A 23167-nucleotide genomic window follows, 5' to 3' on the forward strand; every position below is an offset into this window, starting at 1 on the left:
TGCGGGTACACCCGCTGAAGGAGCCTGCCGGGCACACCGTCCCGGTTCGCGGCCTGCGCGCCCGGTCTCGCAATACAGCGTCCCACAGAGCCGGGCACCACTCGGCCGAACGTCCCGCACTCCTTCAGACGCCACACGCACACGTGATCACACCTCCACCCAGGTACTCGGCTACGCAGAAGGAGATCGACCGATGGCCGCCAGCAACCTTGTTCTCATCGCCGGGGTCGGTGACGTGGGCCGCTCGGTCCTCGACCAACTGCGCGCGTGGGACGTGCCGGCGCGTGCGATGGTCCACCATGACGATGATCGTGCGGCTGAGTTGCGTGCGCTCGGCACGGAAGTGGTCGTCGGCGATCTGACCCGGCCCGAGACCGTCGCGCCCGCCCTGGAGGGGGGCGGGCGGATGTACTTCGGGATGCCCGTGTCGCCGGACCAGCTCCTGGCGGCGACTGTGGTGGCCACCGTGGCGCGGGAGCAGGGGGAACTGGCCTGCCTGGTCGACATGTCACAGATGACGGTGTCGCAGATGACCGCCACCAGCACCGCGGAGTCGCACCAGCAGCGGCTGCACTGGCTGACGGAGCAGGTGCTGAACTGGTCGGGCCTGCCGGTGGTACAGATCCGGCCGACGACGTTCCTGAACAATCCGCTGTTCACCACGCTGGCGGCGCGATCGATCCGGGAGAACGGCACGATCGCGCTGCCGTTCGGTACCGGGCGCACGTCGCCGATCGCCGCGGACGACGTCGCCCGGGTGGTCGCCACCGTACTCCGCGACCCGGCTCCGCACATCGGGCACGTCTACGAGCTGACCGGGCCACGTACGGTCGACATGACGGAGATGGCCGCGGAGTTCTCACGCGCGTTGGGGCGTCCGGTGTCGTACGTGGACGTGCCGCTGGACCAGTGGCGGGCCGAGGTGCTCGCGAAGGCGGGCCTGCCGCCGCACACCGAACAGCACATCGCCACCATGGCCCGGCTGCATCGCGAGAACCGCTACGACCGCGCGTCCGACGACGTCGAACGCGTGACAGGCGTACCTGCCCAGACGATCGAGGCGTTCGTGGCCGCTCGCAGGGACTTCTACCTGGGCTGAGCCACGTGGGATCTGATCATCCCTACCGGCAGGCGCAAGGGACGTGACCTGAGCTTTACCAGCATCGACCGAGCACGACAGGCGCCAGCGCTACCCCGAAGCCGTCGATCAGGCCCAGGACCCCTCCAGACGAATACCTGATCACCGGTCACGCCATATCCGCCCGCTTCCAGCGAGTACTACGGCAACCCCAGCGTGGCAGGCTCAGGGGGCGGTGGCGCGGATGAACGCCTCGGCGAATGTCCGCGCGACCGCCTCGACGGGGGGCAGGCCTTCCCCTAGCCCGTCTTGCAGGACGGGGCGCAGCAGCATGTGCCCTGCCATTGGGCCGATCATGAGCTGGATGAGGAGCGGCAGGGGGAGGGGCCGTAGTCGGCCGGCTTGGATCTGCGTGGTCAGCAGGGTGCTGAGACTGGCGAACATTCTGGGCAGGTTGGCCTTGAGCATCCGGGCGGCGGTGCCGTCGGGACGGGTGAACAGGTCGCCGAAGATGGCCGGCAACACCCGTGGCTCGCGGGCGAACGCCTCGGCCAGCGCGGCGTAGACGGCGTGGACCATGTCCTCGATGCGTTCGGGTGGTTCAGCGGCCAGCGCTTCCAGATCCGGCACGGGGACGTACCGGTCGAACATGGTGGCGAGCAGGCCGTCGCGACTACCGAAGACGGCGTGCAGGCTGGTCGGGGAGCAGTGCGCGGCGGTCGCGACGGCCTCCATGGTGACCGCGCCGAGCCCGTCGCGGGCGATCAGCGTAGCTGCGGCCTCGATGGCCCGGTCTCGGACCGGCGGGCGCCCCCCGGGGTCGATTCCGGCCTCCCGGACCGCCTCGTCCAGCTGGGCCCGTGATCCGTGGAGCCTTCTGATCAGGGTGCTGCGGGAGATACCCGCGGCGGCCGCGATGGCGCTCAGCGGCAGGTCGGCCACGTCTTTGCCATGCTGCTCGGCGGCTGCCAGGGCGGCCTCCAGGAGGTTTCGGTCCACGAGGTGTCATGGTATCGCTTCCGACATGACCCTCATGTGTGTATCGTCTACATAAGAGTTTCACCTTCTGATGAATTAGGAGGCGTGCGGATGATCAGCGTGATCGGCGCGGGACTGCCGCGTACCGGGACCACATCGCTGAAGGCGGCGCTGGAGCTGCTCGGCTTCGGTCCCTGTCACCACATGCAGGAGATCGGCACCCATCCAGAGCAGGCGCCGCGGTGGCGGCAGGCCCTCGAGGAGCAGGTCGACTGGACGGGCCTGCTGCGGGGTTACCAGGCCGCGGTGGACTGGCCCAGCGCCCACTTCTGGCGCCCGCTCACGCACACCCACCCCGACGCCAAGGTCATCCTGACCGTGCGCGACCCCCACGCCTGGTACGTCAGCCTCCGCGACACCGTCTTCGCGCTGCTGCACGATCCCAGTGCGGTGCCCCGCGAACTCCAGCCTGTGATCACCGGCATGCGGCCGCTGCTGGATCGCATCTGGCGCGACACCTTCGGCACGACACTGGCCGACCCGATGCCTGATGAGAGCCATGCCGTGAAGGTGTTCCTGCGCCACACGGCGGAGGTGACCGGCACGCTCCGTGCGGATCGCGTCCTGGTCTACGAGAGCGGGCAGGGCTGGGAGCCGTTGTGCGACTTCCTCGGCGTGCCCATTCCGGACGAGCCCTACCCACGCCTCAACGACCGGCAGTCCGCCCTCACCCGCCTACGGGAGTCGAGGTGAACCTCCGCATCCTGCTCACCCTTCATGCCCTGGTCACCTTGGCGGCGGGTGTCATGCTCATCGCCGCGCCCGGCCTGATTCCCGGCGCCGTAGGCGTGCGCATCATGCCAGACGGCTACCTGGTGTGCTACCTGCTGGGGGCCGCCGAACTGGCCGTGGCGTTCCTGTCGTTCGCCGGTAGAACCCTCCGGCAACAGGATGCGGTGCGTGTCATCACGTGGACCATGATCGTGTTACATGGCTGCACCGCCGCGGTCGAGACGTACGCGTTCACCCGCGCCGCGGTGGACCCGTCGATCTGGGCCAACGTAGCCCTGCGCCTGATGGTCATCGCCTTGTTCATCCAGTACGGACTGCGCGGGAAGGGACGGTCATGACGATCACCGAAAGCACCGGTGTCCTGGTGTGCGGCGGCGGCCCGGCCGGCATGATGCTGGGCCTGCTGCTGGCCCGGGCCGGGATCGAGGTCACCGTGCTGGAGAAACACGGCGACTTCCTGCGCGACTTTCGCGGGGACACCGTGCATCCCGCCACCATCCGGCTCATGGACGAGCTCGGTCTCGGCGACGGCTTTCGCGCCCTGCCGCAAAGCCGCCTGGGCAACCTGTCGCTCCCCGCGCCCGACGGGAGCATGGTGACCTTGGGCGACTTCGAGGCGCTGCCAAAGCCGTACAACTACCTCGCGATGGTGCCGCAATGGGACTTACTGTCCTTCCTGGCCAAGGCGGCCGACGAGGAGCCCGGCTTCACCCTGCGCATGAACACCGAGGCGACCGCGCTGCTACGAGACGGCGAGAAGATCACCGGGGTCCGGTATCGCACGGCGGACGGCCGCGACGGGCAGATCCGCGCCGAGCTGACGGTCGCCTGCGATGGCAGGCACTCCACGCTGCGCCGCGACGCGGGCCTGGTGCCCAAGGAGTTTCGCGTGCCGTTCGACGTCTGGTGGTTTCGCTTGCCCCGGCCGGTCGGCGAGCGGGAGGTGCCCGCCGGCGTGACGCCGGTCGCCCGGGGTCCTGAGGCACTGATCTCCCTCGCCCGCGACGACTACTACCAGGTGGCGTACTTCACCGCCAAAGGCTCTGACGCGCGGCTGCGGGCCGAAGGAATAGCGCGCTTCCGAGAGCGCATCGCCCACCTGCGGCCGGACTTCGCCGACCGGGTCGGCGGGCTGGCGAGCATGGACGACGTGCATGTACTCGACGTGCGGCTGAACCGGCTCAAGCGCTGGTACCTCGACGGGCTGCTGCTCATCGGCGACGCCGCGCACGCCATGTCACCGGCTGGCGGAGTGGGCATCAACCTGGCCATCCAGGACGCGGTGGCGGCCGGCACCATCCTGGCCGACCCGTTGCGTCGGCACACCGTCACCCTCACAGATCTGGCAGCCGTGCAACGGCGCAGGTATCGCCCCACCGTGATCGTGCAGAATGGTCAGCGGCTGCTGCAGCGGGTGATGTTCGAGAAGCAGTTCGCGGGCAAACGTTCCGGCCCGCCGAAGTCCATGCTCTTCCTCACCCGCGTGTTCCCGGGGCTTCGCAAGATACCCGCCCGCTTCGTCGGCTTTGGGCCCCGCCCCGAACATGCTCCGGCCTTCGCCCGTCCAGACCGTCCGTAACGTCGCCGGGCCGGCTGCTTGGAGCAGGCTTGACCGTGGCGGCGACATCATCGAGACCGGCACCGACTCCTACCGCCTGGCCCAGACCCAAGCCGAGCACCAAGGCCCCGGCGAAGACCCCAGCCCCGACCACCAACTCGACGATCGAGCGCGAGGTCGTACAGCGCACCACGTCGAGCGAGCCAAGGCCGGATGCAAGGCGCTCACCCACAACGCTTGAGTGGCCTCGCCTGGAAGCCTCTCGGGGGCTGAGTTCGGACCTGATGTGATCAGTCCGTGAGGGGGCCCCGGTGAGGTCGGCCCGTGCGTTGTCGTCGACAGGCAGGACCGGGACGACGCCGGCGGCCCGGAGGGCCGGCCTCCAGCGCCTCCGATAGGTTGACGCCCGCGCTACCGTCTCCTGAGCTCGGATCACTGGGCGGGCGCCTCCGCGAGAGACAGGCTGTTGCCGTCCGGGTCGAGGACTTCCACGTGGCGCACACCGTTGCCGTACGTTTCCACGGGCTCGTGCTCGATGCCGTGCGCGGCCAGCCGGGCCAAGATCTCGTCGAGATCGGTCACGCCGAGCGTGATCATGGTGCCGCCCACCCGCGCGGCCCGCATGTGGCGGTCGTCGATGACGACCCACGCGTTCTCACCGACCTGCCACAGGTACTCCTCGCCGATGATCTCGTCCGCCGGCCGCCCGAAGAACGCCTCGAACCACTTCTGCGATGTCACCCGGTCACGCACGCACACGACGCTGTACAGGTCCACCGGAACCACTCCTTCCAGTCGATTCAAGAGTGAGACCACTGCCCACCGAGGAAGAACCAGCGAGAACACCTCAACCGGGCCGTCTGAGTCTCAACTCACGCCACGCGCGGCAACTCGTCCAGGGGCGCTGGCTGCATATCATGTAGCCGTATCAGCAACTCCCGGCCAAGCGCGTGAGACATGTCGTAGTCATCGAACGTGAGCACCACGTTGCGCTCGTACGGCACCAGCGGCGGCAGGTAGGGCAAGAACACATCAGCTCGCACCCCGAACGGCGAACAGGCGCCTACGGTGAATACTGCGGCGTTACGCCGCAGGTGGGGACACTGCGTGATCGCCTCCGGGATACACCTCCGACATGTCGGCGGCGCGTTGGTGTAGCCATCTCCGCCATCACCGGAGTCGGATGACAGCAACCACCAGATCCGACTGGTCTCGGCGTCTACCGCCGAACAAGCACACACCTGGCATAGCCGATTGTCCATACAACGCCACTGCCTCCGGGTGTTCACCGACGTGAAGTCGGGCCGTCCCGTCATCTTCTTGCCTTGCCGCAACAGCAAGACGCCGTTGTTGTAGTCGCCACGACTCGGAATGGCGTAGCTGAGTTGCAGACCGCCACGGCGCGGTATCCACTTCAACGGGTCACTCTGGATTTCCCCCGTCCACCCGATCACGAACGGATAGCGAAAGCCGGTCTCGCCCGCCTCCGTCACCAGACTCACGGCCCCTCCCGGTCATAGCCAGGAATGAGCGCTGCCACCAGTTCGGGAGCCTGGACAGAAATGAGGTAGGGGTGGCTCTGCTGCGAAGGGACGGTCACGCAGAAGTGGTTCAAATCCACGCTCATCGTGACGGCAGCCACGATCTTTCCCTGCCGGTCCCAGACTTCGATGGCGGGCGTGTGGTACTCGGGGAACGTCAGCGGCTGCCGTTCCCACAACTCCAGGCTGATCAGCGACACCCTCAGACACGGGATATGTCGCCGCTTCAACTCCTGCTGCACAGGCCCGAGCGCCTCGTCCAGCCGGCTGGCCATATCGGCGGTTACCCCGTTGTGCTGGCCCTGGCGGGGCTCGGCAGCGCGTCTCGGTGACATGCCATCGACGCTAGGACCTGCACTTTCGCAACCTCAACAAGTGTGTACGAGTTTGTACGACGAATTTCAGTTCAGTGCGCGGATAGCGGCATTGATCAACGTCTGCGCCTTCGAGCCGAAGACGGCATCAGCGGTCAGGTCATTGAACAGTTGGACGTAGAGGGCGATCTCGCGAGGCTGCGTGATGGTCACCGCCGCCGTCAGTAGTTCGATGAACACCTGTGCCTCGTCATAGAGGTGGAAGTTCTCGGCGGGCTTCTGGACCCGTCGCCCCTCGATAGGCACTATGCCCAGGGAAATGTTCGGGCGTCGCATCGCGACCAGGAGGTGGTTCAACTGATCCCGCATCACCTCGCCGGGGAAGGGCTGAGCGCGTAGCGCCGACTCCTCCACAAGGATTGCAGCTCGGCGGGTGCCATCATCCAGCAGCCGTTGACGATCCACCCGTACTCGGATCGCATCCTCGATGTCCGGGGGATTTGAACGATGCAGCTCCGCGCCGCGCAGCATGAGCGCCCGCATGTAGCCGGGGGCTTGCGCGGGCCAGGGGAATGTGGTGGAGCTGTAGAAACGGTAAAGCCGAGTCTCCTCGTACAGTTTCCGCCGCATCTCGTTGAGATGCTTCTGACTACGCTGATATTGGCGCCATTCCATGTAGGCGCTCTCGACGTTGCGAGAGGCCGCGATCAGGTCAGGAATCTCCTCTGGCACGCCGCAGAGGCGGCACCAAATCTCGATGTCCGTCTCCGTCGGCGGGGTACGGCCGGACAAAAGGCGGGAGCACCTGGATTCCTCCCAGCCGGCCTGCCTCGCCAGGGCACGCGAGGTCAGGCCGGACTGTCGAAGGATCACCCGTAGCCGGTTGCCGATGGCCTTACGGGCTTGCTGAGCGTTGCTGGACGATGACGCGGGCACGGTACGAGGCGCGGTGACTAGGCGGGGTTGTACTCAGCGTGGTCAATGCCGCGCTCCCAGACGGCCTCAAAGGCCGAGCTGCACAGGCTGACCACTGCCGGATCGTCGGTCATCTCGTACCCGACGAGTTCACCGTCACCCGATGAGAAGATCAGCCGCACCAGCCCATCGTCGAACTGCCAGAAGTCACAGCCAGGCAGCGCCAAGTCGTAAGCACGTTGCCGAGACAGCCAACGAACCAGCTCCCCGGCCGCAAGGTTCGCGGCGGGGGTGATGGCGTGCTCGTACCGGATGTAGTCGCTGAACGGTTCGGAGACGACTCTCGCGCGACGGAAGGTGACGCCTCGCGCCATGTGCCGGCGGATGAGGTTCACCCAGGAGGACAGGTAGTCGTACTTGGAGATTTCTTCGATACGGACGCCCTCGCGCCATGCCCGGTAGCCCTCACCGCTGAGCCCATAGGTGTCCCGCATCTCGAGGTGAGTAACCGAGCGCTGGGTTTTGTTCAGCAGCTCAGCCAAAGTTGGGATTGTCGCCACCCAAAGCCTCCCAAATCGCCTTACGCAGCTCCGGAGGAATCCGGAAGGCACGCTCGTCCGGTGCGATGTGACTGTACTGCTCGATCTCGGATATCACTTCGGGGTCCTCGATTGGCCAGCCGACGAACACGAGGCTGAGGTCAGTCTCATCGACGGAGACCGAAGGGCAGTTCTCGGTGTCGCTGCCGCCTTTGCCGTAGAACCGTAGCGCCATGGTCCCTCCCAGTCTTCGAGTGTGTACGGACTGTCACCTGCGCAGCCTGAACGCCGGCTCTCAGGCCGTCAAGAAAGGGGGTCCAAATGGTCCTGGCCTCGTGGCTAATGTCGTCTTCACCAGGCACGATCGGCGGAAGTCGCTAGAAGCGCCTGGCGACCTCTCGGGCTCGCTCGTCGGCCTGCTTCCGCTCGTCCTCGTACGACCCGGTCAACGTCGGATGGTGCCGAATCTCCTGAACGTCGTCGATCCCGGCCCAGCGCAGCCACCCGCCGAAGAACGTCGACTGGAAGTCACTCCCGAACTCCGCCCCGACCCCCGGCCCCCAGACCGCGCTGGTGTAGACGACCGCGGCCCGCTTCCCGCGTAGCAGATGTTGGTAGCCGGTCTCCGGATCCACCCCGAACACCATGCCCGGCTGGCTGACCACGTCGATGAGCTGCTTGAGCTTGTACGGAACGCCCGAGTTCCACATCGGCACGCTGAACAGATACCGGTCATAGGCGTCGAACCACTCGAACGTCCGCACGGCCGCCTCCCAGGCCACTGCCTCCTCTCCTTCGGGCACACCCCCTCCGAACACGGTCATCTTGGCCTTCGCCGCGGCGGGCCCGAACTCCGGCAGACTTCCATCCCACAGATCGAAGTGGTCGACCTGCGCCCCGGGATGCGTGGCGCGGTACTCCTCGACGAAGGTCGAGGCGATGGCCAGCGAGATCGACTCCGCTCCTCTGGGGGAGGCGGAAATGTGCAGGATCGGCTTCATGATTGTCCCCTTCCGGACTGCGGTCCGCTTGTGCCGAGAACAATACGGACCGTGGTCCGGTTGGTCAACTGCGCGCCTCGGACCCGGTCATGTCCCGTTCGTGATCCGCTGGCCCGCACCCCGCCCCCGAGACCGACCATGTCGTTCACCCTGGCTCTGGTCCCCCGGGGAACCTGGTCACCTCCGATGCCCCTACTCTTTCGGTTGGCGTGCGGTACTCGGCAAACGCCCCGGCGTTGATCGACTTGGTGGCGTGCGCGTGGCCTAACCGGCCACGATCCGAACGATCTCGCGAGGCCGTACCTCGCGCTCGTCATAGGCCAGATCGAGGTCCGCCTCCTGTACGGCGGCCAGCGACGCGGCGAACGCCTCGTCCGACTCCCACTGCACGATCGAGATCACCGCGTCGTCGGACAGCCAGCATTCGGCCGACAGGCATCCTGGTGTGCCCCGGAACACCTCGGCGACCTGGTGCACCCGGGCGATGAACTCCTCCCGGTGCAAGGCGTGCGGATAGTGACTCGCGATCATTCCGATCTTCATGCCGCCCCCCTCTGCCAGCCGCGGCCGATCAGCCGGATCAATGCCGGGTCCACGATCAGGTGGCGGAAGGGCCTGATCGCGGCCATGTAAGCCCTGCCGAACAGGCCGTTCGGCTTGACGAGGACGGCCAGCTGCCCGTGGTGGCCGCCGGAGGAATCCGGCACCCAGCCGATGTGCATGACGGTGTGCACGGTCTTGTTGGCCAGCTCCGCCGCCCACTCAGTGTCGGTCAGATAGACCGAGGTGAGGGGCACCGCGACGGGGTCCGGCGCGGGCGGGCCGTCGCGCAGGTCGGCGGGCAGCCGGTTGCGCAACGTCTCCACGCGTACGCCGACGCCGGTGTCCGGCCGGTCCCAGCCGAGCAGCTCGCCGATCTTCCAGCGCAGCGCGAACAGGGCTCGGGTGGCGCCGGAGAAACGGCCATCGCCGGTGACCATCTGCCGCACCAGGCGTTCCAGGTCGTCGGGGCCGCCGGGAGTGGGCAGCTCCCATACGTCCTCGAGCCGGAAGTCGGGTGTCAGGGTGTGGATCCGCCAGGGGCGTGAGGTGTGGGCGGTGGCCGGGAGTCTCATGAGTGGGTGGCCTCCGTTTCTGTGTCGGCCAACATAGAATATGATTCATAGCATAGAGGAGGTGGCGTGACAACGCGACGAGAGCAGACCAGTAACGAGAGCCGCGAGTTGATCCTCGCCGCGGCGGCGGAGCTGTTCGCCGAGAAGGGCTACCGGCAGACGACCTTCATCGACGTGGCCCAGCGCTCCGGGATCAGCAGGGGCTCCATCCCGTGGCACTTCGGTAGCAAGGAGGGCCTGCTGCTGGCGGTGCTCGAACGTTCGGTGGCGATGGTCCGCGACAGCCTCGCCGAGCTCCCAGAGTCGAAGCTCGAAGAGCTGCACCTGGCGGCCGGCGCGATGTTCGCGCTCCCGACCACCAAGCTCTTCGTCACGCTCCTGGTCGAGGCGCTGGAGCCGGATTCACCCATCCGCGGGCGCTACGTCGAGATCCACGACACTCTGCGCGAGCACTGCCGACGCTGGCTGGAACGGCTGCCGCTTCCTCCGGGGGTGTCGGCCGAGGCGCTGGCCGTCGCGATCATCGGCGCCGGCATCGGCATCCACCAGCAGTGGCTGCTGGCGCCCGAGCGGGTCGATGCTCAGCAGGCGCTGGCCGCCCTCAGCGCACTGGTGGCCGGGATCCTGCCGCCCACAGGCGATCTCCACCGCACGGGAGAGGGCGCCGCCCACAGCTAACCGCCCGCACAGCTAACCGCCCCGCACAGCTAATAGTCCCGAGCGCCGCCACCGTGACGTCGTTCGAGGAGAACAGAATCCGAATCGTCGGAGTCACCGAGTTCGATAAGCCAGGCTTGGAACTCGCGCCGCTCTGGTGCGGCGCTGGAACCCGAGAGCGGCGATCGTCAGGAGGGCCGCCCAGATGGCGCAGTACCCGCCGAAGACCGCGCCCCCGCGGTCGCTGAGTAGCGCCCCTCCGAGCATGCCAATCGCCCCCGATCGCCGCGTAACCGGCCCATCGAGAAGTCCAGTAAGTCATGCCACCAAGCGTGCCGACGGCGGTGACAGGTGGCCTCCCCACCGTGAGCCATCGCTTTCCCCCGCCCGGGGGAGGTGTCAGCGGCGGGGTGGGTCGATGCGGCCGCCATCGGGAGTGAAGATCATCAGGCGCGCCTGGTCGACGGCCACCTTGGCCGGTTCGCCGGCCCGCCAGGCCGGGCGCCCGCCCAGGCGGACGATGATGTCGGAGCGCCGGTGGGTGCCGCTGCCGACGTTCTGCCCCACCTGTTCCTGCTGCTCCCGTTCCTCCTCGCGCTGGGAGAACATCCGGCGGACCAGCCCGCCGAGCCCGCCGGACCCGTTCTTGTCACCATTGGTCTTCGCGCGCCGGTCCGGCGGCTCGGGCACCGGTACGGCGGGCATGCCGCACTCGACGTAGGCGAGCCACTCATGACCGTGGTACTCCAGTGCCCGCACGCGGCCGAAGAACGACGGCCCCTCATACGATTCGGGCACCGGCGCCAGGCCGTCGGGGCGCATGCCGACCAGCACCTGGCCACCCGTGTGCTGCGAGATGGCGTACGCCCGGGGGTCGCTCCACGGGATCGTCAGCCGGTGCGGGCCGAAGTCGAGCAGGACGTACTGGTTCTGCGGCGTGTGCACCGTCGCGGCCAGGAGGTTCAGCTGCTGCGAGTTGAGGAAGGCCGCCACGAACGCCGTCGCGGGGTCGTTGTAGATCTGCGACGGGGTGCCCACGTCCTGCAGGACGCCGCGGTTGAGGATGGCGATGCGGTCGGCCAGCGTGAGCGCCTCGACCTGGTCGTGCGTGACGTAGATGGTGGTGACGTTCAGCGATCTGACCAGGGCGGAGATCTCCATGCGCAGCTCGGTGCGCATGCCGGCGTCGAGGTTCGACAGGGGCTCGTCCATCAGGAACAACTTGGGCTGGCGGACGATCGCCCGCCCCATCGCGACGCGCTGGCGCTGGCCGCCGGACAACGTGCCCGGGCGGCGGTCCAGCGTGTCGTCGATGTGCAGCGCCTTGGACAGTTCGGTGACGCGCTCGCGCACCTGCGCCGGGTCGGACTTGGCGATCTCCAGGGGAAAGGCGATGTTGCCGCGTACGGTCCTGTGCGGGTAGAGGGCGCCGTTCTGGAACACCATGGCGACGTCGCGGTCACGCGGGGCCAGATGGTTGGCCAGCTGCCCGTCCAGCCAGAGGTCCCCTTCGGTGATCTCCTCGAGGCCGGCGATCATGCGGAGTAGTGTGGACTTGCCACAGCCCGAGGGTCCGAGCAGAACGAGGAACTCGCCATTTTCGGCCTTCAGGCTCAGTCGGTCTACTGCCAGGTAGTCACCCGGGTACACCTTGGTCACTTTGTCGAGAACGACCGAGCTCATGGGCCCAACACCTTGCGCACGTGTCACCTGTGACGGGGCTGATTGAAGGGGTAGTACATCGCGCCTTAACGCTGCATGTCCACCCTTGTCATAAAAGATCTCCGCCCAATCGGGTTTCGGTCAGGGGTTTGGGACATCCGCTGGTGAAAAAGTCCGGAAAAACGGGGCCCTGGAAGGGCTTGCGTAAACTTGCGGCAAGGGCTTTCATGGTCGAGACCGTCTAGGGTTACGGAGCATGATCAGGGGGTGGCGCGAGGCCGTGGCCGATCACGTGCGCAGGCGCGGCTCCGCCTGCGGTGACGTCCTGTACGCGCCACATCCGGCGGCCCGGTGGAAAGTAAAGTGGCGGCCATGACCGGTCACGCGCGCCTCGCCGACATCGCCGCCCAGGCCGGGGTGAGCGAGGCCACGGTCAGCCGGGTGCTCAACGGCAAGCCGGGCGTCTCCGCCGCCACCCGCCAGGCCGTGATGGCCGCGCTCGACCTCATGGGCTACGAACGGCCGCCCCGGCTGCGGCAGCGCAGCAACGGGCTCGTCGGCCTGGTCACGCCCGAGCTCGACAACCCGATCTTCCCGGCGTTCGCCCAGGCCATCGAGAAGGCGCTGACCCAGCACGGCTACACGCCCGTGCTCTGCACCCAGCTGCCGGGCGGCGCGCCCGAGGACGAGTTCACCGAACTCCTGGTGGACCGTGGGGTGAGCGGCATCGTGTTCGTGTCGGGGCTGCACGCCGACACCACCGCCCGGATGGACCGTTACACCAGGCTCACCGACCGGGGGCTGCCGATCGTGCTGGTCGACGGCTACAGCGAGCACATCGACGCGCCGTTCATCTCGCCCGACGACCGGCTCGCCGCGCGGCTGGCCGTACAGCATCTCGTGGACCTCGGACACGAGCGGATCGGGCTGGCGCTGGGGCCGCGCAGGTTCGTCCCCGTGATCAGGAAGATCGAGGGGTACCGGCAGGCCATGGCCCAGCTCCTCGGTACGAGCGCGGTCGACGAGTTGATCGCGCACTCGTTGTTCTCCGTCGAGGGTGGGCAGGCGGCGGCCATGCAGCTCCTGTCCCGCGGCTGCACCGGCATCGTGTGCGCGAGCGACCTGATGGCGCTGGGAGCGATCCGCGCCTGCCGCGAGAAGGGGCTGGCCGTGCCGGGCGAGGTGTCGGTGGTCGGCTTCGACGACTCGCCGCTGATCGCGTTCACGGATCCGCCGCTGACGACGGTGCGCAAGCCGATCGGCGCGATGGCCACGGCCGCGGTGCAGACCCTGCTCGAAGAGGTCAACGGCGCTCCCGCCAAACACGTCGAGCTCGTCTTCCAGCCCGAACTGGTCGTCCGCGGCTCCACCGGCTCCGGCCCGCTGGTGAACCGATGACGGTGAGCCGTTGATCCGCGACGTCCTGGTCCTCGGCGGTGCCGGGGTCGACACCACCGTGTACGTGCCCACGCTGCCCCTGCCGTACGAGGACACCTACGCCGTGCCGCCCGTGATCGACCGGATCGGCAACACCGGCGCCGGTGTCGCGCTCGGTTGCGCGGCGCTCGGGCTCGACGTCGCGTTCGCCGACATGATCGGCGACGACCCGCAGGGCGCGCTGATCCGCCACGCGCTGCGCGGCCTCAACTTCGCCTGGGCGCCGGCGGCGGCGGGCACCCGGCGCAGCGTCCTGCTGGTAGGTCCGGACGGCCGCCGCACCTCGCTGTTCGACCCCAGGAGCACGCCCGGCGAGCGGCTCCCGCGCCACCTCTACACGGGTGTCGAGGCGCGGCACGCGCACGTGTCGATCACCGACTTCTGCCGTCACGTGTACCCGGACCTCGACATGCCCGTCTCCACTGACCTCCACGACTGGAACGGCGTCGACGACTACCACCAGGACTTCGCCTACCGCTCCGACCTCGTCTTCCTCTCGGCCGCCGCGCTCGCCGACCCGGCCGCGACCATGGCCGGCATCATCGACCGCGGCCGCGCCCACACGGTCGTCTGCACCCGCGGCGCCGAGGGCTGCCTGGTCCTCACCCGCGACACACCGCTGCGCGCCTTCCCGGCCGCGCCGCTGCCCGGCCCGATCGCCGACAGCAACGGCGCGGGCGACGCGTTCGTCTCCGGCTTCCTGTACGGCAGGCTCCGCGGGCTTCCGCTGGAGCAGTGCGTACGGCTCGGCGCCACCGCCGGAGCCCACGCCTGCACCGTCCTCGGCACCCACGAGTCCCCGATCACCGAGGCGGTCCTGCTGAGCCGCGCGTAGGAGCCGAGGCCCCTGGTGGAGACCGTCGAAGTCACCCGCGACCTGAACTCCCTTGACCCCGTCTCAGCGATACTCCGTGATCGCGTTCTGGCCGATCGCCCACAAGGGCTTCCCTGAGGTCATCCCGGTCACCGGGGCGGAGGGGGTGACCCGTGACCAACGTCCGCCCGCCTCCGCCAGGAGCCGGTAGCTGTCGTTCCCCGGATCGGGGTTGAACCGATGGGAGGCCACCCACACCACGCCGCCGCTGTCGCGGGCGATCCCGGTCAACCGCCCGCCGTCCAGGGCGACCGCCCGCCAGGCGGTGCCGTTCCACCGGTACGACAGCGGGCCGAACGTACCGTCCGGCGTCTCGTAGCCGCCGACCGCCCACACGTCGTCGGCGGCCACGGCCAGGACGGCGTCGAGCCGAGACTCGAACGAGCCGGGCGGCGACGGCGCGGGCAGCGGCATCCGCTGCCAGGTCCGGCCGTCGAAGTGCGCGACGGCGGGCTCCGACTGCGCGGAAGCGTCGTCCGGCATCGGGTCCGACTCCCCGACCGCCCAGATGTCCTGGGGCGAGCGCGCGAAGGCGGCGTGCGTGACGATGGGGATCGCCTGGCTGGTCCAGCGTTGCCCGTCGAAGTGCCGTGTCCACCCGTCGCCGAACGTCCACGCCTGCCCACCACCCAGGGCGATCACCTCGGACGGACTCGCGGCCTCGTCAGAGGTGTCCACCGGATCGGGGACGAACGACCAGCGCCGGCCGTCGAAGTGCAGCAGCCCGGACTCGCCTCCCTCTTTGTCCTCGGCGATGACCCATACATTGCCGGGGTCTGAGGCGTCCACTTTGGTGAGCGTGACGTACCGGGCCTGCTTCGGCAGCTCCTTCGCCAGTCGTCGCCAGCGCTTGCCGTCCCAGCGGACCAGCAACGCCTCGTGGCCGTCGGTGCCGAAGGTCCGCTCGCCGACCGCCCACGCGTCGCTCTCGCTCGTGGCCGTGATGTCCAGGAAGTCGGCCCCGTGGTCCAGGCCTTTCTGCCGGTAGACCACCCGCCAGCGTCCCTGGGGGCGGGTGGCGGCCGGGGTGCCGCTCGCCTTCACCGAGCGGGTCTCATCAGGGACTGGTTGCGAGCCGGCCGTACATCCGGCCAATGTCAGTACCGCCGCCAAGGTGACGAGTACCAGTCGCGGGCCCATCCTGCCTCCTCAAGAGGTGGGCCGGAAGACGGAGCCGGACCTCTCCGCACCCGCCAGGGCACCGACACACCGGTAGACCCGCAGGCCCTGATCGAACTGCGCCGACGAAGGCGGCATCACATCCGCGAGCCACTTGTCGCCGGCGATGTTCTTGGCCGCGCCGTACCGCGTGGCCAGCAGGACGGTCGTGGAGCAGACCTTCTTCACCAGGGGATGTCTCGCCAGATCACGCTGGTCGTAGGTGAGGGAGTCCGCCGGAAGCGGGGCGATCGCGAACGTCTCCCAGGAATGGGTCTCCTCGCAACCAAGCCGCCTCGCCGTCGTGTCGCCCGCGGAGACGACCAGGCCGGCCCAGCACTCGGAGTCCTTGACGCACGACGCCTTCGCCCCGGGTACGGCGGACGCGGGGCATCCCTTGGTGTAGGTCTCCACGCCGGCGATCCGGGCGGCCGCCGGGGACTTCCGCGCGGCCGCCCCGGTCGCTTGCGGGGCTTGCCCCGTCTCCGGCCCGCGGGTGAAGTGCTCATAGATGACCACCCCCGCGCCTGTCGCCAAGACCAGCGCACAGGCCGACACGATCACCAGGAACACCCTGGAGACGCCCCGGGGAGCGACCGGCTCAACGGTGTCGTCCCGCCGGACATCCCGGCCGCCGCTGCCACTCCGCCGTCTATGCCCCACGGGCCGGCTGACGGACCGGCTGTCGAACTGGCCGGCATGACCGGGCCCAGGCGGGCTGACCGGCTGCGATGCGGCGTACTGGTACGGGTCGGCCGGCCTACCGGCACCTGGCGCTCCCGACGGGACGCTGTTCGGCGATCCGGCCCATACCGGATCAGCGCCCTGCGACCTCGGATCCGAGCCCGACCACATCGGGCCCGAGCCTGCCCCCACCGGCTCGGCGTCGAGGCGCAGGGCGGTCAGCGCGTCGCGGAAGGCGGCGGCGCTCGGTGTCCGCTGGTGCGGGTCGCTGACGAGCGCCTGACGCAGAACCGCCGTCAGCGCCGGCGGCACACCCGGAATGTCGGGAACCGGCAGGCGATGCATCGCCAGCACCATCGCCAGGTTCGGCACCCCGCTCTCCGGGAAACGGGGCGGACGCCCGGACAGCAGCGCGTACAGCGTGGCCGCGAGTGAATAGACGTCACCGGCAGCGCTCGGCTCGGCGAGCTCGAACGCCTCCGGAGGAGCGTAGGCGGGCGTCAGCGACTCCCGCGTCACCGACGCGTCGGGTCCCGAGTCGGGCATCGTGGCCAGGCCGAAGTCGGACAGCGCCACGTGCCCGTAGCGGTTGAGCAGCAGGTTGGCGGGCTTGACGTCGCGATGAAGCACGCCTTGGGCGTGCGCCGCGGCGAGCGCGTCGGCGATCCGCACCCCGACGTCCCGCACCGCGTCCGGCCGCAGGCGCTGACCGGAGAGCGACCCGCCGGGACAGAGTTCGAGCACCATGTACGGCCGGCCGTCCGGAAGCAGCCCGGCATCGTAGACGGGGACGACATGGGGATGCCCCGACAGCGCGCCGGCCGCGGTGACCTCGCGCAGGAAGCGGCGCCTGTCGCGGTCGGAGAGCAGCACCCGGTTGTCCACCTTGAGCGCCACCTCCCGACCGACGGCGGACTGGAGCGCGAGGTAGACGATCCCGAAGCCACCCTGCCCCAGCACGCCCCGGATCTCATAGCCGGGAACCGATATTTCGGACACGCGCGAGAGCGTAGCGTGTCCGTGTACGCGTCATGCGGTGCCGGCGGAGCCGCCGCGTCAGGCTCGTATTGACACCAGCGCTTCCACCGTGTTTCGATGATCAACCTCTTCGCCGCCCGGTTGGAGCAAGCGACGATGGTGGAGATTCATCCGGCCACGCCGGATCTCGTCAATACGTGGCGCCTGGACTGGGAAAAACGACTCCATGCCAGATATGAGGCTTGGGGATATGGCGCCGGCGATATCGCCGAGGCCGTCGAAATCTCCGCCGTCAGCTGGCGTGAAGCGGCTGACTCCGCCCTTTTCGCCGTCATGGCTAACGGGTGCGCAGTGGGTTTCGTCGCGGTGGCGGCGGCAGCCGGCGAAGGATTCGTGCATGACATCTGGATCGCCGCCACCGATCGTGGGCGGGGGTACGGCACGACTGCTTTGAAGCACGCGGAGAATTGGTGTGCCGGTCGTGGCGTCAAGGTGGTCAATGCCGGTCTCGACGGCTCGGACCCGGCGCACCTGGCATTGTTCCGGGATTATTCCGTGCAGGTGCAGACCATGGCCAAAACCATCGGTGCCTGCTCTCCTCCCACCGATGGCCCGCTTGACCGGAAACCGCGAGCGGATGAGTTCCGGGTATGGCTGGAGCGCGAGGCGACCGACTACGCCAAGAGCCTGGAGGCCGAAGGCCTGGCGCCCGAGGAGGCGTGGGACGCGGCCCGCCTCGCCCTCGACCAGGAGCTGCCCAAGGGTATGGACACGCCCGGCCACTCCTTCCACGTGATCGAATCCGCGGGCGAGGTCATCGCGTCCATCTGGATTCAACTTGATCGCTGGGCGGGCCGCGCCTTTGTTTTCTCGGTGTGGGTCGAGGAAAGCCGTCGCGGCCACGGGTACGGTCATGCGCTCATGCGAGTGGGGGAGCGGGTGGCGGCGCGGCACGGCAATCACCTGCTGGCGTTGAACGTTTTCCCCGCCAACGAGGAGGCCGTTCAGCTGTACGCCACTCTTGACTACCGGGTCGAAGAGCAGATTCGCGGCAAAGCGCTTTAGCTACGGGCTTGGCGGCTCCTGCGGTCTCGTCCGGGGCCTGTTGGGCAGGCCGCCGGCCGAGGCGCTCTAGGGTCGGACTCGTGAACCTCATCGGCTTGTGCGCGCGGGTGGTGGCGGGCACGCGGCGCGTCCCGCCCGCCTACTCGGCCGTGGGCGGGGGAGCGGTCTCCCTGGCGATCACCGCCTACTATCCGCTGACGGGCACCCTTGGCGGCGCCACGTTCTGGCTGCTGATCGAGGTTCCGGCGCTGCTCGCCCTGACCATGCTCGCGGCCCGCCGCGCGCCTGTCGCGGCCTTCGTACCTGGTCTCGCGGTTTCGGTCATCCTGCTGCGCATGGTCTGGCCCGGGCCGCTCTCGTTGGTTCTGGCCGGCTGTACGGGCTGGTCGCTGGGGGCGGTCGGGGCCGCCGCGGCCGGGCTCTACCTGCGTTCGCTCGACGGGAACCGGCGCCGGGCGGTGGTGCGGGCCGTACGGGATCAGCAGCTCGCTCTGGCCCGTGACCTGCACGATTTCGTGGCGCACGATGTCAGCGGCATGCTCGTACAGGCCCAGGCGGCCCGGCTCGCGCCAGGGCTGCCGCCGCAGATCGAGGATGCCCTGCGGCGCATCGAGGAGGGCGGCCAGCGGGCCCTGGCCTCGCTCGACCGTACGGTCCACATGCTCAACGAACCCGCCAGAGGTCCCGCACCCGGCATCGACGGGCTGCGGGACCTCGCCGACGGGTTCTCGCCGACCGTCCGGGTGAATCTCTTCGTCGAGGCGGAGCAGATCTCACGCGAGGCGTCGGCGACCGCCTACCGGGTGGTGACGGAGGCGCTGACCAACGTACGCAGGCACGCGCCGCGTGCGACCACCGTCGACATCGCGGTGACGAGAGACGGGGACATGCTCCGTGTCCGGGTGGACGACGATGGCAGCGGTGGCCGGCCGGAGGCCGACGAACGCGGGAGCCGCTTCGCCGAGCACGGTCGCGACGGCGGTTTCGGCCTGGCGGGCCTCGCCGAGGTGCTCGAGTCGGTCGGCGGCTCCCTTTCCGCGGGTCCCCACGGCACGGGCTGGCGCGTCACCGCGGTCGTCCCCGTCTGAGTCCGGAGCCGCGGGCCGGAGGTGGGATTGTGGGGTGACGTACGCGCGGCTGGAGGGGGAAGGACCGTGACGACACGGGTTCTCATCGCGGATGATCAGGATGATGTACGGATCGGGTTCCGGCTCATTCTCGACTCGCAGCCCGATATGACGGTCGTGGGGGAGGCGGCCGACGGCCGGGCGGCCGTGGAGCTGGCCCGGCATCTCAAGCCCGACGTCGTACTGGCCGACATCCGGATGCCCAAGCTCGACGGGCTTGAGGTCACCAGGGTGCTCGCGCAGGAGACGCGGGTGATCGTGGTGACCACGTTCGACCTCGATGACTATGTGCACACCGCACTGCGCAACGGTGCTTGCGGGTTCCTGCTGAAGCGGTCGGGGCCGACGCTGCTCATCGAGGCCATTCGCGCCGCCATGGCCGGGGACACGCTCATCAGCCCGCAGGTCACCGTGCGGTTGCTGCGCCACCTGCGCGGCTCCAAGGCGGTGCCGCCGAAGGATCCGCTCACCGAGCGGGAGGTGGAGATCGCGCGCTTGGTCGCGCACGGGCATACCAATGCCGAGATCGCGGCCGAGTTGTTCATCAGCGCCGGCACGGTGAAGACACATGTGGCCAATGTCCAGCGCAAGCTCGGAGCGGCGAATCGGGTGGGGATCGCGGCCTGGGCGTGGAACTCGGGGACCGCTTGACGGGGTAGGGCAGTAGCCTCGATTTGTGATCAATTTAAGGAATCGTCGGCTCTCGCGGTGGAGCGCGGCGGTTGTGGTCGCGATCGTCATCGTGGCGGCCGTCGCCTGGTGGTCCAGCCGGGAGTTACGGCCATGTGAGCGGCTCGACCGCTGGCTGGATCGCAGCGGGTGTGTGGCCGTACATCACGTGCCGGGGTTCGTGGGGAACGAGGCCTTGAGGAGCTTTCCCGCGATCGCCTTCGCACCCGATGGGAAGCACCTGAGCATGGTCGGCACCGAGGTGCAGCGGACCGACCAACCGGAGGAAGACAAGCAGCCGCCGCCTCAGCGGACGGCGCTCGTGACGATCGACGCGACCAGCGGGGCGGTCACCGGTCACACCGCTGACGGCCCCTATCTTCGAGGCGGCCTGGTCGGCACGCTCGGCGTCTCCTGGACGGGCCGGTACGCCGCGGGGGTGTTCTTCGAACCCGCCTGGCGAGGCACCGCGTCCGAGGATGGCGGCACCTTGCCCAAGGGACGCGTCCGCCTGTGGCGTCTGGACGGTAGTCCCGGAGGCTGGGAATCACCGGTGATGGAGCTGCCCAGGACCCAGGGGATGATCTTCTCTCTCGATGAGACCGCGGTCGAGGCGGCCGGCCTGTGGTGGGACGTGCGAACGGGCAAGCGGCTGGAATCGCGGGACCAGGACGCATGGGGGCGCCGGTGGGGAGCACGGGAGGTGGCCAGCGCGGACGGCACGGTGAAGGCGGCTTGGGACGGTAAGGCCGGGCAGGTGACACTGTCGGACGCGAGGTCGGGAAAGGTGCTGCGAGCGCTGCCCGGCGACCTGGGGCCGGAGGCGGATGTGATCGGCCCATGGTTCCACTTCAGCCCGTCCGGCAAGCGGCTGTCCATGATCGCCACAGTACGGGGACGCGACGACGCGGCCCTGCGCGTCTGGGACATCGGATCGGGCAGCCGGCTGTTGAACCTCGCCTCGCCCCTGCTGCGCACCCGCAGCGCCTGGTCTCCCGACGAACGGGTGCTCGCGGTCGAAGCGACAGGTGACAGCCGCGAGGAAGGGGGCGGCGTGGCCTTGTTCCGGCTCCCGTGATCCTCCACTGGTTCCTGCCCTCAACCCGTCCGTGGGTTGGTCCCGTCCCACTCCGTCAGCGGTGCGCAGTGCCATCGCCAGCCTGTCTGCCGCTCCTGGCCCCACAGGTCGGCTCGTCCGTTGGCCCACAGCAGGGTCTCCCAGGCCCCGGCCAGCCCAGGAGCCCAGGGGAACAGGCGGCCCAGGGTCGCCAGAGCGAGCTCTTCGGAAGGGACGAAGTCCGGTTCCAGACCGAGCGAGGCGTCGTAGGTGTGGATGAGCAACTCGTCGCAGGCCATGGCGGCGAAGCCGGACGCGTCCGCCAGCCCGTACGGATGCCAGCCCCGGGCGTCCGGTGGTGCGCCTTCCACGACCCTGGCCAGCACGGTGGCGAACGTTCCCAGCGTGGCGATGAGGTCCTGAGGAGCGGTTTCCGGCCGTACCGCGAGGTCCATGGTGCTCAGTTCCCGGCCTCCGGCGGCGAGGTCGGTGGCATACCACAGGAGGCCGTCGGCCGTGTGGGCCACGGCCTGCGCCACGGTCCACCGCAGGCCGGGGATCGGGCCGGACCAGTCCTGGTCGGCGGCCGATTCCAGGAACGCCTGACACTCGGCCGCTGCCTTCATGATCATGTTTGTGTCGGTCATCGCCGATCATGTTGGACCCGTTCGGGGGTATGCGCAATCCTCTAGCGGTTGAGTCCGAAGAGGTCTCTCGTGGCTTGGACGGCGTCAGGCCTTCCTTGAACGTGGAGACGGCCGGTGGAGACGGCGGCGAGTGACGCGGCGGGATCGCGCCCGATCTCGGTGAGGGTCGCGGCATCGGCGAAGGTCAGGACGGCGTCGGGATCGTCGGCGTGGCCGGGGCAGGTGCGCAGCGCGCCGTCGGCGACGCGGGCGTGCATGGCGTCGGCGCCCACTCTGAACTCGACGGTGAGCGACAGGGCCTGGGCCCGCTCCGGCTGGAACATCGCCCACAGCGACGGCGTGATCCAGTGAACCTGGAAGGCGTCGTCGTCCTGCTCTCCGAGCAGGCGCATGCCGAACCGGGCCAGCTCGGTCATCGCCGGTTGCAGATCCCGGCCGAGCGGCGTCAGCTCGTACACCTTCGATGCGGCGGGCGCGGGAAGCGTGCGCCGGCTGACGATTCCCGCTTCCTCCAGCGTCTTCAGCCGGGCGGCCAGCATGTCGGTGGAAATGCCCACGAGCCCGCCAAGGAGATCGACGTAGCGTTTCGGGCCGTCCAGCAGTTCGCGGACGACCAGCAGGGTCCACCGCTCGCCGACCAGGTCGAGCGTTTTGGCCACCGCGCAGTAGTGACCGTAGGAACGCGATGCCATGACGGCAGCGTACCGCACGTCGTGCCAAGTCCAAGCTCTTGATCTGAAATTCAGAGCTATCACTTGACTTTTCCAAGTGATCGTTTCAAGGTGGTGCCACGGCAGGACTACCGGCTCCCGGAGGACCACATGACCCTTCTCGACACAGACCCAGCCATCACCGAGGTTGCGGTCGAGCGCCTGTGCGACTTCGCCATCACGTTCCAGACCATGCAGACCTTGTCCACCCCGCTGGGCACGCGCATGATCGCGGTCGTCGAGCGCGGCACCGTCGAGGGGCCGCGGCTGCGCGGCGAGTTCCTGCCCGGTGGCGGTGACTGGATCATGGTCGGCTCCGATCGCGTCGCCCGCCTCGACGTCCGGGCGACGATCCGCACCCATGACGACGAGCTGGTGTTCGTCACCGTCACCGGTCGCGCCACGCTCTCGGACGAGGCGATCGGCCGGCTGTGGGCCGGTGAGACCATCGGCTGGGACGAGATGCACGCACGATCCGTGCCGCTGTTCGAGACCGGCGCGGAGCGCTACGCGTGGCTGAACTCCACCGTCGCCATCGCGGTCAACGAGCTGTCGCTCAACCACGTCAACTACCGCGTCTACCGCATCAAGTGATCCGCCCAGCCAGTGAC

At 68.6% G+C, this 23167-nt stretch carries 27 protein-coding genes and 1 pseudogene; 12 read left to right on the forward strand and 16 right to left on the reverse strand.

Translation table 11 applies throughout. The annotated features are described in order from the left end of the window. Nucleotides 1-193 precede the first annotated feature (193 nt). The gene (locus AB0B91_RS30295; RefSeq protein ID WP_358326764.1) at nucleotides 194-1099 is read left to right on the forward strand and encodes an NAD(P)H-binding protein; all 906 of its coding nucleotides are present in this window, start codon (nucleotides 194-196) and stop codon (nucleotides 1097-1099) included. Between the two features lie 204 nt (nucleotides 1100-1303). On the opposite strand, the gene AB0B91_RS30300 is transcribed toward AB0B91_RS30295, so the two are convergent. After that, nucleotides 1304-2077 carry a helix-turn-helix domain-containing protein gene (locus tag AB0B91_RS30300; RefSeq protein ID WP_358326767.1) on the reverse strand — a complete coding sequence of 258 codons (774 nt, stop codon included), beginning with the start codon at nucleotides 2075-2077 and terminating at the stop codon, nucleotides 1304-1306. A gap of 90 nt (nucleotides 2078-2167) precedes the next feature. Between AB0B91_RS30300 and AB0B91_RS30305 the strand changes: the two genes are divergently transcribed. Genes AB0B91_RS30305 through AB0B91_RS30315 form a run of 3 tightly spaced genes read left to right on the forward strand, consistent with a single transcriptional unit; the run spans nucleotide 2168 to nucleotide 4427 of the window. Then, nucleotides 2168-2809 carry a sulfotransferase family protein gene (locus AB0B91_RS30305; protein ID WP_358326769.1) on the forward strand — a complete coding sequence of 214 codons (642 nt, stop codon included), beginning with the start codon at nucleotides 2168-2170 and terminating at the stop codon, nucleotides 2807-2809. Then, nucleotides 2806-3186, forward strand: a complete 381-nt coding sequence (locus AB0B91_RS30310; protein ID WP_358326772.1) for a hypothetical protein — start codon at nucleotides 2806-2808, stop codon at nucleotides 3184-3186. Before AB0B91_RS30305 ends, AB0B91_RS30310 begins: the two co-directional genes overlap by 4 nt. Next, nucleotides 3183-4427, forward strand: a complete 1245-nt coding sequence (locus tag AB0B91_RS30315) for an FAD-dependent oxidoreductase (RefSeq protein WP_358326775.1) — start codon at nucleotides 3183-3185, stop codon at nucleotides 4425-4427. Before AB0B91_RS30310 ends, AB0B91_RS30315 begins: the two co-directional genes overlap by 4 nt. 411 nt (nucleotides 4428-4838) lie before the next feature. On the opposite strand, the gene AB0B91_RS30320 is transcribed toward AB0B91_RS30315, so the two are convergent. The 10 genes and pseudogenes from AB0B91_RS30320 to AB0B91_RS30365 all read right to left on the reverse strand — a co-directional run bounded on the left by AB0B91_RS30320 (nucleotide 4839) and on the right by AB0B91_RS30365 (nucleotide 9831). Beyond that, nucleotides 4839-5183, reverse strand: coding sequence for a VOC family protein (locus tag AB0B91_RS30320; RefSeq protein ID WP_358326779.1), 345 nt, complete (start codon nucleotides 5181-5183; stop codon nucleotides 4839-4841). Nucleotides 5184-5278: 95 nt separating this feature from the next. Continuing rightward, nucleotides 5279-5908: a hypothetical protein gene (locus AB0B91_RS30325; RefSeq protein ID WP_358326782.1), complete on the reverse strand. Its 630-nt coding sequence runs from the start codon at nucleotides 5906-5908 to the stop codon at nucleotides 5279-5281. Then, nucleotides 5905-6282, reverse strand: coding sequence for a hypothetical protein (locus tag AB0B91_RS30330; RefSeq protein WP_358326784.1), 378 nt, complete (start codon nucleotides 6280-6282; stop codon nucleotides 5905-5907). The genes AB0B91_RS30325 and AB0B91_RS30330 overlap by 4 nt, the downstream gene beginning before the upstream one ends. 66 nt (nucleotides 6283-6348) lie before the next feature. Then, entirely contained in the window at nucleotides 6349-6993 is a 645-nt protein-coding gene (locus AB0B91_RS30335; protein ID WP_358327081.1) for a DUF5753 domain-containing protein, read from the reverse strand. Beyond that, nucleotides 6994-7197: pseudogene (locus AB0B91_RS30340) on the reverse strand (helix-turn-helix transcriptional regulator); the annotation flags it as partial. 17 nt (nucleotides 7198-7214) lie between these two features. Then, entirely contained in the window at nucleotides 7215-7718 is a 504-nt protein-coding gene (locus AB0B91_RS30345) for a DUF6879 family protein (RefSeq protein ID WP_358326787.1), read from the reverse strand. Further along, complete coding sequence (locus tag AB0B91_RS30350) at nucleotides 7711-7950, reverse strand: hypothetical protein (protein WP_358326789.1); 240 nt, start codon at nucleotides 7948-7950, stop codon at nucleotides 7711-7713. Before AB0B91_RS30350 ends, AB0B91_RS30345 begins: the two co-directional genes overlap by 8 nt. Nucleotides 7951-8092: 142 nt before the next feature. Further along, entirely contained in the window at nucleotides 8093-8716 is a 624-nt protein-coding gene (locus tag AB0B91_RS30355) for an NAD(P)H-dependent oxidoreductase (RefSeq protein WP_358326791.1), read from the reverse strand. 264 nt (nucleotides 8717-8980) lie between these two features. Next, nucleotides 8981-9259 (reverse strand): antibiotic biosynthesis monooxygenase, encoded by a 279-nt coding sequence (locus tag AB0B91_RS30360; RefSeq protein WP_358326794.1) that lies wholly within the window; start codon nucleotides 9257-9259, stop codon nucleotides 8981-8983. After that, nucleotides 9256-9831 (reverse strand): DUF2867 domain-containing protein, encoded by a 576-nt coding sequence (locus tag AB0B91_RS30365; RefSeq protein WP_358326797.1) that lies wholly within the window; start codon nucleotides 9829-9831, stop codon nucleotides 9256-9258. The genes AB0B91_RS30360 and AB0B91_RS30365 overlap by 4 nt, the downstream gene beginning before the upstream one ends. A gap of 66 nt (nucleotides 9832-9897) precedes the next feature. On the opposite strand from AB0B91_RS30365, the gene AB0B91_RS30370 reads away from it, so the two are divergent. Then, nucleotides 9898-10509 carry a TetR/AcrR family transcriptional regulator gene (locus AB0B91_RS30370; protein WP_358326800.1) on the forward strand — a complete coding sequence of 204 codons (612 nt, stop codon included), beginning with the start codon at nucleotides 9898-9900 and terminating at the stop codon, nucleotides 10507-10509. Between the two features lie 378 nt (nucleotides 10510-10887). Here AB0B91_RS30370 and AB0B91_RS30375 read toward each other — a convergent pair whose 3' ends face one another. Then, nucleotides 10888-12171 (reverse strand): ATP-binding cassette domain-containing protein, encoded by a 1284-nt coding sequence (locus tag AB0B91_RS30375; protein WP_358326803.1) that lies wholly within the window; start codon nucleotides 12169-12171, stop codon nucleotides 10888-10890. Between the two features lie 351 nt (nucleotides 12172-12522). On the opposite strand from AB0B91_RS30375, the gene AB0B91_RS30380 reads away from it, so the two are divergent. Beyond that, complete coding sequence (locus AB0B91_RS30380; RefSeq protein WP_219535195.1) at nucleotides 12523-13548, forward strand: LacI family DNA-binding transcriptional regulator; 1026 nt, start codon at nucleotides 12523-12525, stop codon at nucleotides 13546-13548. Between the two features lie 10 nt (nucleotides 13549-13558). Continuing rightward, entirely contained in the window at nucleotides 13559-14422 is an 864-nt protein-coding gene (locus tag AB0B91_RS30385) for a PfkB family carbohydrate kinase (protein ID WP_358326807.1), read from the forward strand. Between the two features lie 63 nt (nucleotides 14423-14485). On the opposite strand, the gene AB0B91_RS30390 is transcribed toward AB0B91_RS30385, so the two are convergent. Continuing rightward, nucleotides 14486-15601, reverse strand: a complete 1116-nt coding sequence (locus AB0B91_RS30390) for a hypothetical protein (RefSeq protein ID WP_358326810.1) — start codon at nucleotides 15599-15601, stop codon at nucleotides 14486-14488. A gap of 9 nt (nucleotides 15602-15610) precedes the next feature. After that, complete coding sequence (locus AB0B91_RS30395) at nucleotides 15611-17302, reverse strand: serine/threonine-protein kinase (RefSeq protein ID WP_358326813.1); 1692 nt, start codon at nucleotides 17300-17302, stop codon at nucleotides 15611-15613. A gap of 96 nt (nucleotides 17303-17398) precedes the next feature. Here AB0B91_RS30395 and AB0B91_RS30400 point away from each other — a divergent pair, with 96 nt between their 5' ends. The 4 genes from AB0B91_RS30400 (at nucleotide 17399) to AB0B91_RS30415 (ending at nucleotide 21220) form a co-directional block, all read left to right on the forward strand. Continuing rightward, a complete protein-coding gene (locus AB0B91_RS30400; RefSeq protein WP_358326815.1) occupies nucleotides 17399-18346 on the forward strand; it encodes a GNAT family N-acetyltransferase in 948 nt (315 codons plus the stop codon). A gap of 80 nt (nucleotides 18347-18426) precedes the next feature. Beyond that, nucleotides 18427-19434, forward strand: coding sequence for an ATP-binding protein (locus tag AB0B91_RS30405; RefSeq protein WP_358326817.1), 1008 nt, complete (start codon nucleotides 18427-18429; stop codon nucleotides 19432-19434). Nucleotides 19435-19500: 66 nt separating this feature from the next. Further along, nucleotides 19501-20124 (forward strand): response regulator transcription factor, encoded by a 624-nt coding sequence (locus AB0B91_RS30410; protein ID WP_358326819.1) that lies wholly within the window; start codon nucleotides 19501-19503, stop codon nucleotides 20122-20124. A gap of 73 nt (nucleotides 20125-20197) precedes the next feature. Beyond that, the gene (locus AB0B91_RS30415; RefSeq protein WP_358326821.1) at nucleotides 20198-21220 is read left to right on the forward strand and encodes a hypothetical protein; all 1023 of its coding nucleotides are present in this window, start codon (nucleotides 20198-20200) and stop codon (nucleotides 21218-21220) included. Nucleotides 21221-21240: 20 nt separating this feature from the next. Here the strand turns inward: AB0B91_RS30415 and AB0B91_RS30420 are convergent, their stop codons facing one another. Continuing rightward, the gene (locus tag AB0B91_RS30420) at nucleotides 21241-21846 is read right to left on the reverse strand and encodes a maleylpyruvate isomerase N-terminal domain-containing protein (RefSeq protein ID WP_358326823.1); all 606 of its coding nucleotides are present in this window, start codon (nucleotides 21844-21846) and stop codon (nucleotides 21241-21243) included. Nucleotides 21847-21887: 41 nt separating this feature from the next. Next, complete coding sequence (locus AB0B91_RS30425; protein ID WP_358326825.1) at nucleotides 21888-22538, reverse strand: helix-turn-helix domain-containing protein; 651 nt, start codon at nucleotides 22536-22538, stop codon at nucleotides 21888-21890. 129 nt (nucleotides 22539-22667) lie between these two features. Between AB0B91_RS30425 and AB0B91_RS30430 the strand changes: the two genes are divergently transcribed. Then, nucleotides 22668-23150, forward strand: a complete 483-nt coding sequence (locus AB0B91_RS30430; protein ID WP_358326827.1) for a DUF3237 domain-containing protein — start codon at nucleotides 22668-22670, stop codon at nucleotides 23148-23150. Nucleotides 23151-23167: the final 17 nt, after the last annotated feature.

Source organism: Nonomuraea sp. NPDC049141 (assembly GCF_040648415.1).
Lineage (GTDB): Bacteria > Actinomycetota > Actinomycetes > Streptosporangiales > Streptosporangiaceae > Nonomuraea.

What these genes read in the sequence shown, in the direction of transcription:
- AB0B91_RS30295 (WP_358326764.1), top strand. Translation starts at nt 194, where the DNA reads ATGGCCGCCAGCAACCTTGTTCTCATCGCCGGGGTCGGTGACGTGGGC.
- AB0B91_RS30305 (WP_358326769.1), top strand. Translation starts at nt 2,168, where the DNA reads ATGATCAGCGTGATCGGCGCGGGACTGCCGCGTACCGGGACCACATCG.
- AB0B91_RS30315 (WP_358326775.1), top strand. Translation starts at nt 3,183, where the DNA reads ATGACGATCACCGAAAGCACCGGTGTCCTGGTGTGCGGCGGCGGCCCG.
- AB0B91_RS30330 (WP_358326784.1), bottom strand. Translation starts at nt 6,282, where the DNA reads ATGTCACCGAGACGCGCTGCCGAGCCCCGCCAGGGCCAGCACAACGGG.
- AB0B91_RS30350 (WP_358326789.1), bottom strand. Translation starts at nt 7,950, where the DNA reads ATGGCGCTACGGTTCTACGGCAAAGGCGGCAGCGACACCGAGAACTGC.
- AB0B91_RS30355 (WP_358326791.1), bottom strand. Translation starts at nt 8,716, where the DNA reads ATGAAGCCGATCCTGCACATTTCCGCCTCCCCCAGAGGAGCGGAGTCG.
- AB0B91_RS30360 (WP_358326794.1), bottom strand. Translation starts at nt 9,259, where the DNA reads ATGAAGATCGGAATGATCGCGAGTCACTATCCGCACGCCTTGCACCGG.
- AB0B91_RS30365 (WP_358326797.1), bottom strand. Translation starts at nt 9,831, where the DNA reads ATGAGACTCCCGGCCACCGCCCACACCTCACGCCCCTGGCGGATCCAC.
- AB0B91_RS30375 (WP_358326803.1), bottom strand. Translation starts at nt 12,171, where the DNA reads ATGAGCTCGGTCGTTCTCGACAAAGTGACCAAGGTGTACCCGGGTGAC.
- AB0B91_RS30380 (WP_219535195.1), top strand. Translation starts at nt 12,523, where the DNA reads ATGACCGGTCACGCGCGCCTCGCCGACATCGCCGCCCAGGCCGGGGTG.
- AB0B91_RS30390 (WP_358326810.1), bottom strand. Translation starts at nt 15,601, where the DNA reads ATGGGCCCGCGACTGGTACTCGTCACCTTGGCGGCGGTACTGACATTG.
- AB0B91_RS30400 (WP_358326815.1), top strand. Translation starts at nt 17,399, where the DNA reads ATGATCAACCTCTTCGCCGCCCGGTTGGAGCAAGCGACGATGGTGGAG.
- AB0B91_RS30420 (WP_358326823.1), bottom strand. Translation starts at nt 21,846, where the DNA reads ATGACCGACACAAACATGATCATGAAGGCAGCGGCCGAGTGTCAGGCG.
- AB0B91_RS30425 (WP_358326825.1), bottom strand. Translation starts at nt 22,538, where the DNA reads ATGGCATCGCGTTCCTACGGTCACTACTGCGCGGTGGCCAAAACGCTC.
- AB0B91_RS30430 (WP_358326827.1), top strand. Translation starts at nt 22,668, where the DNA reads ATGACCCTTCTCGACACAGACCCAGCCATCACCGAGGTTGCGGTCGAG.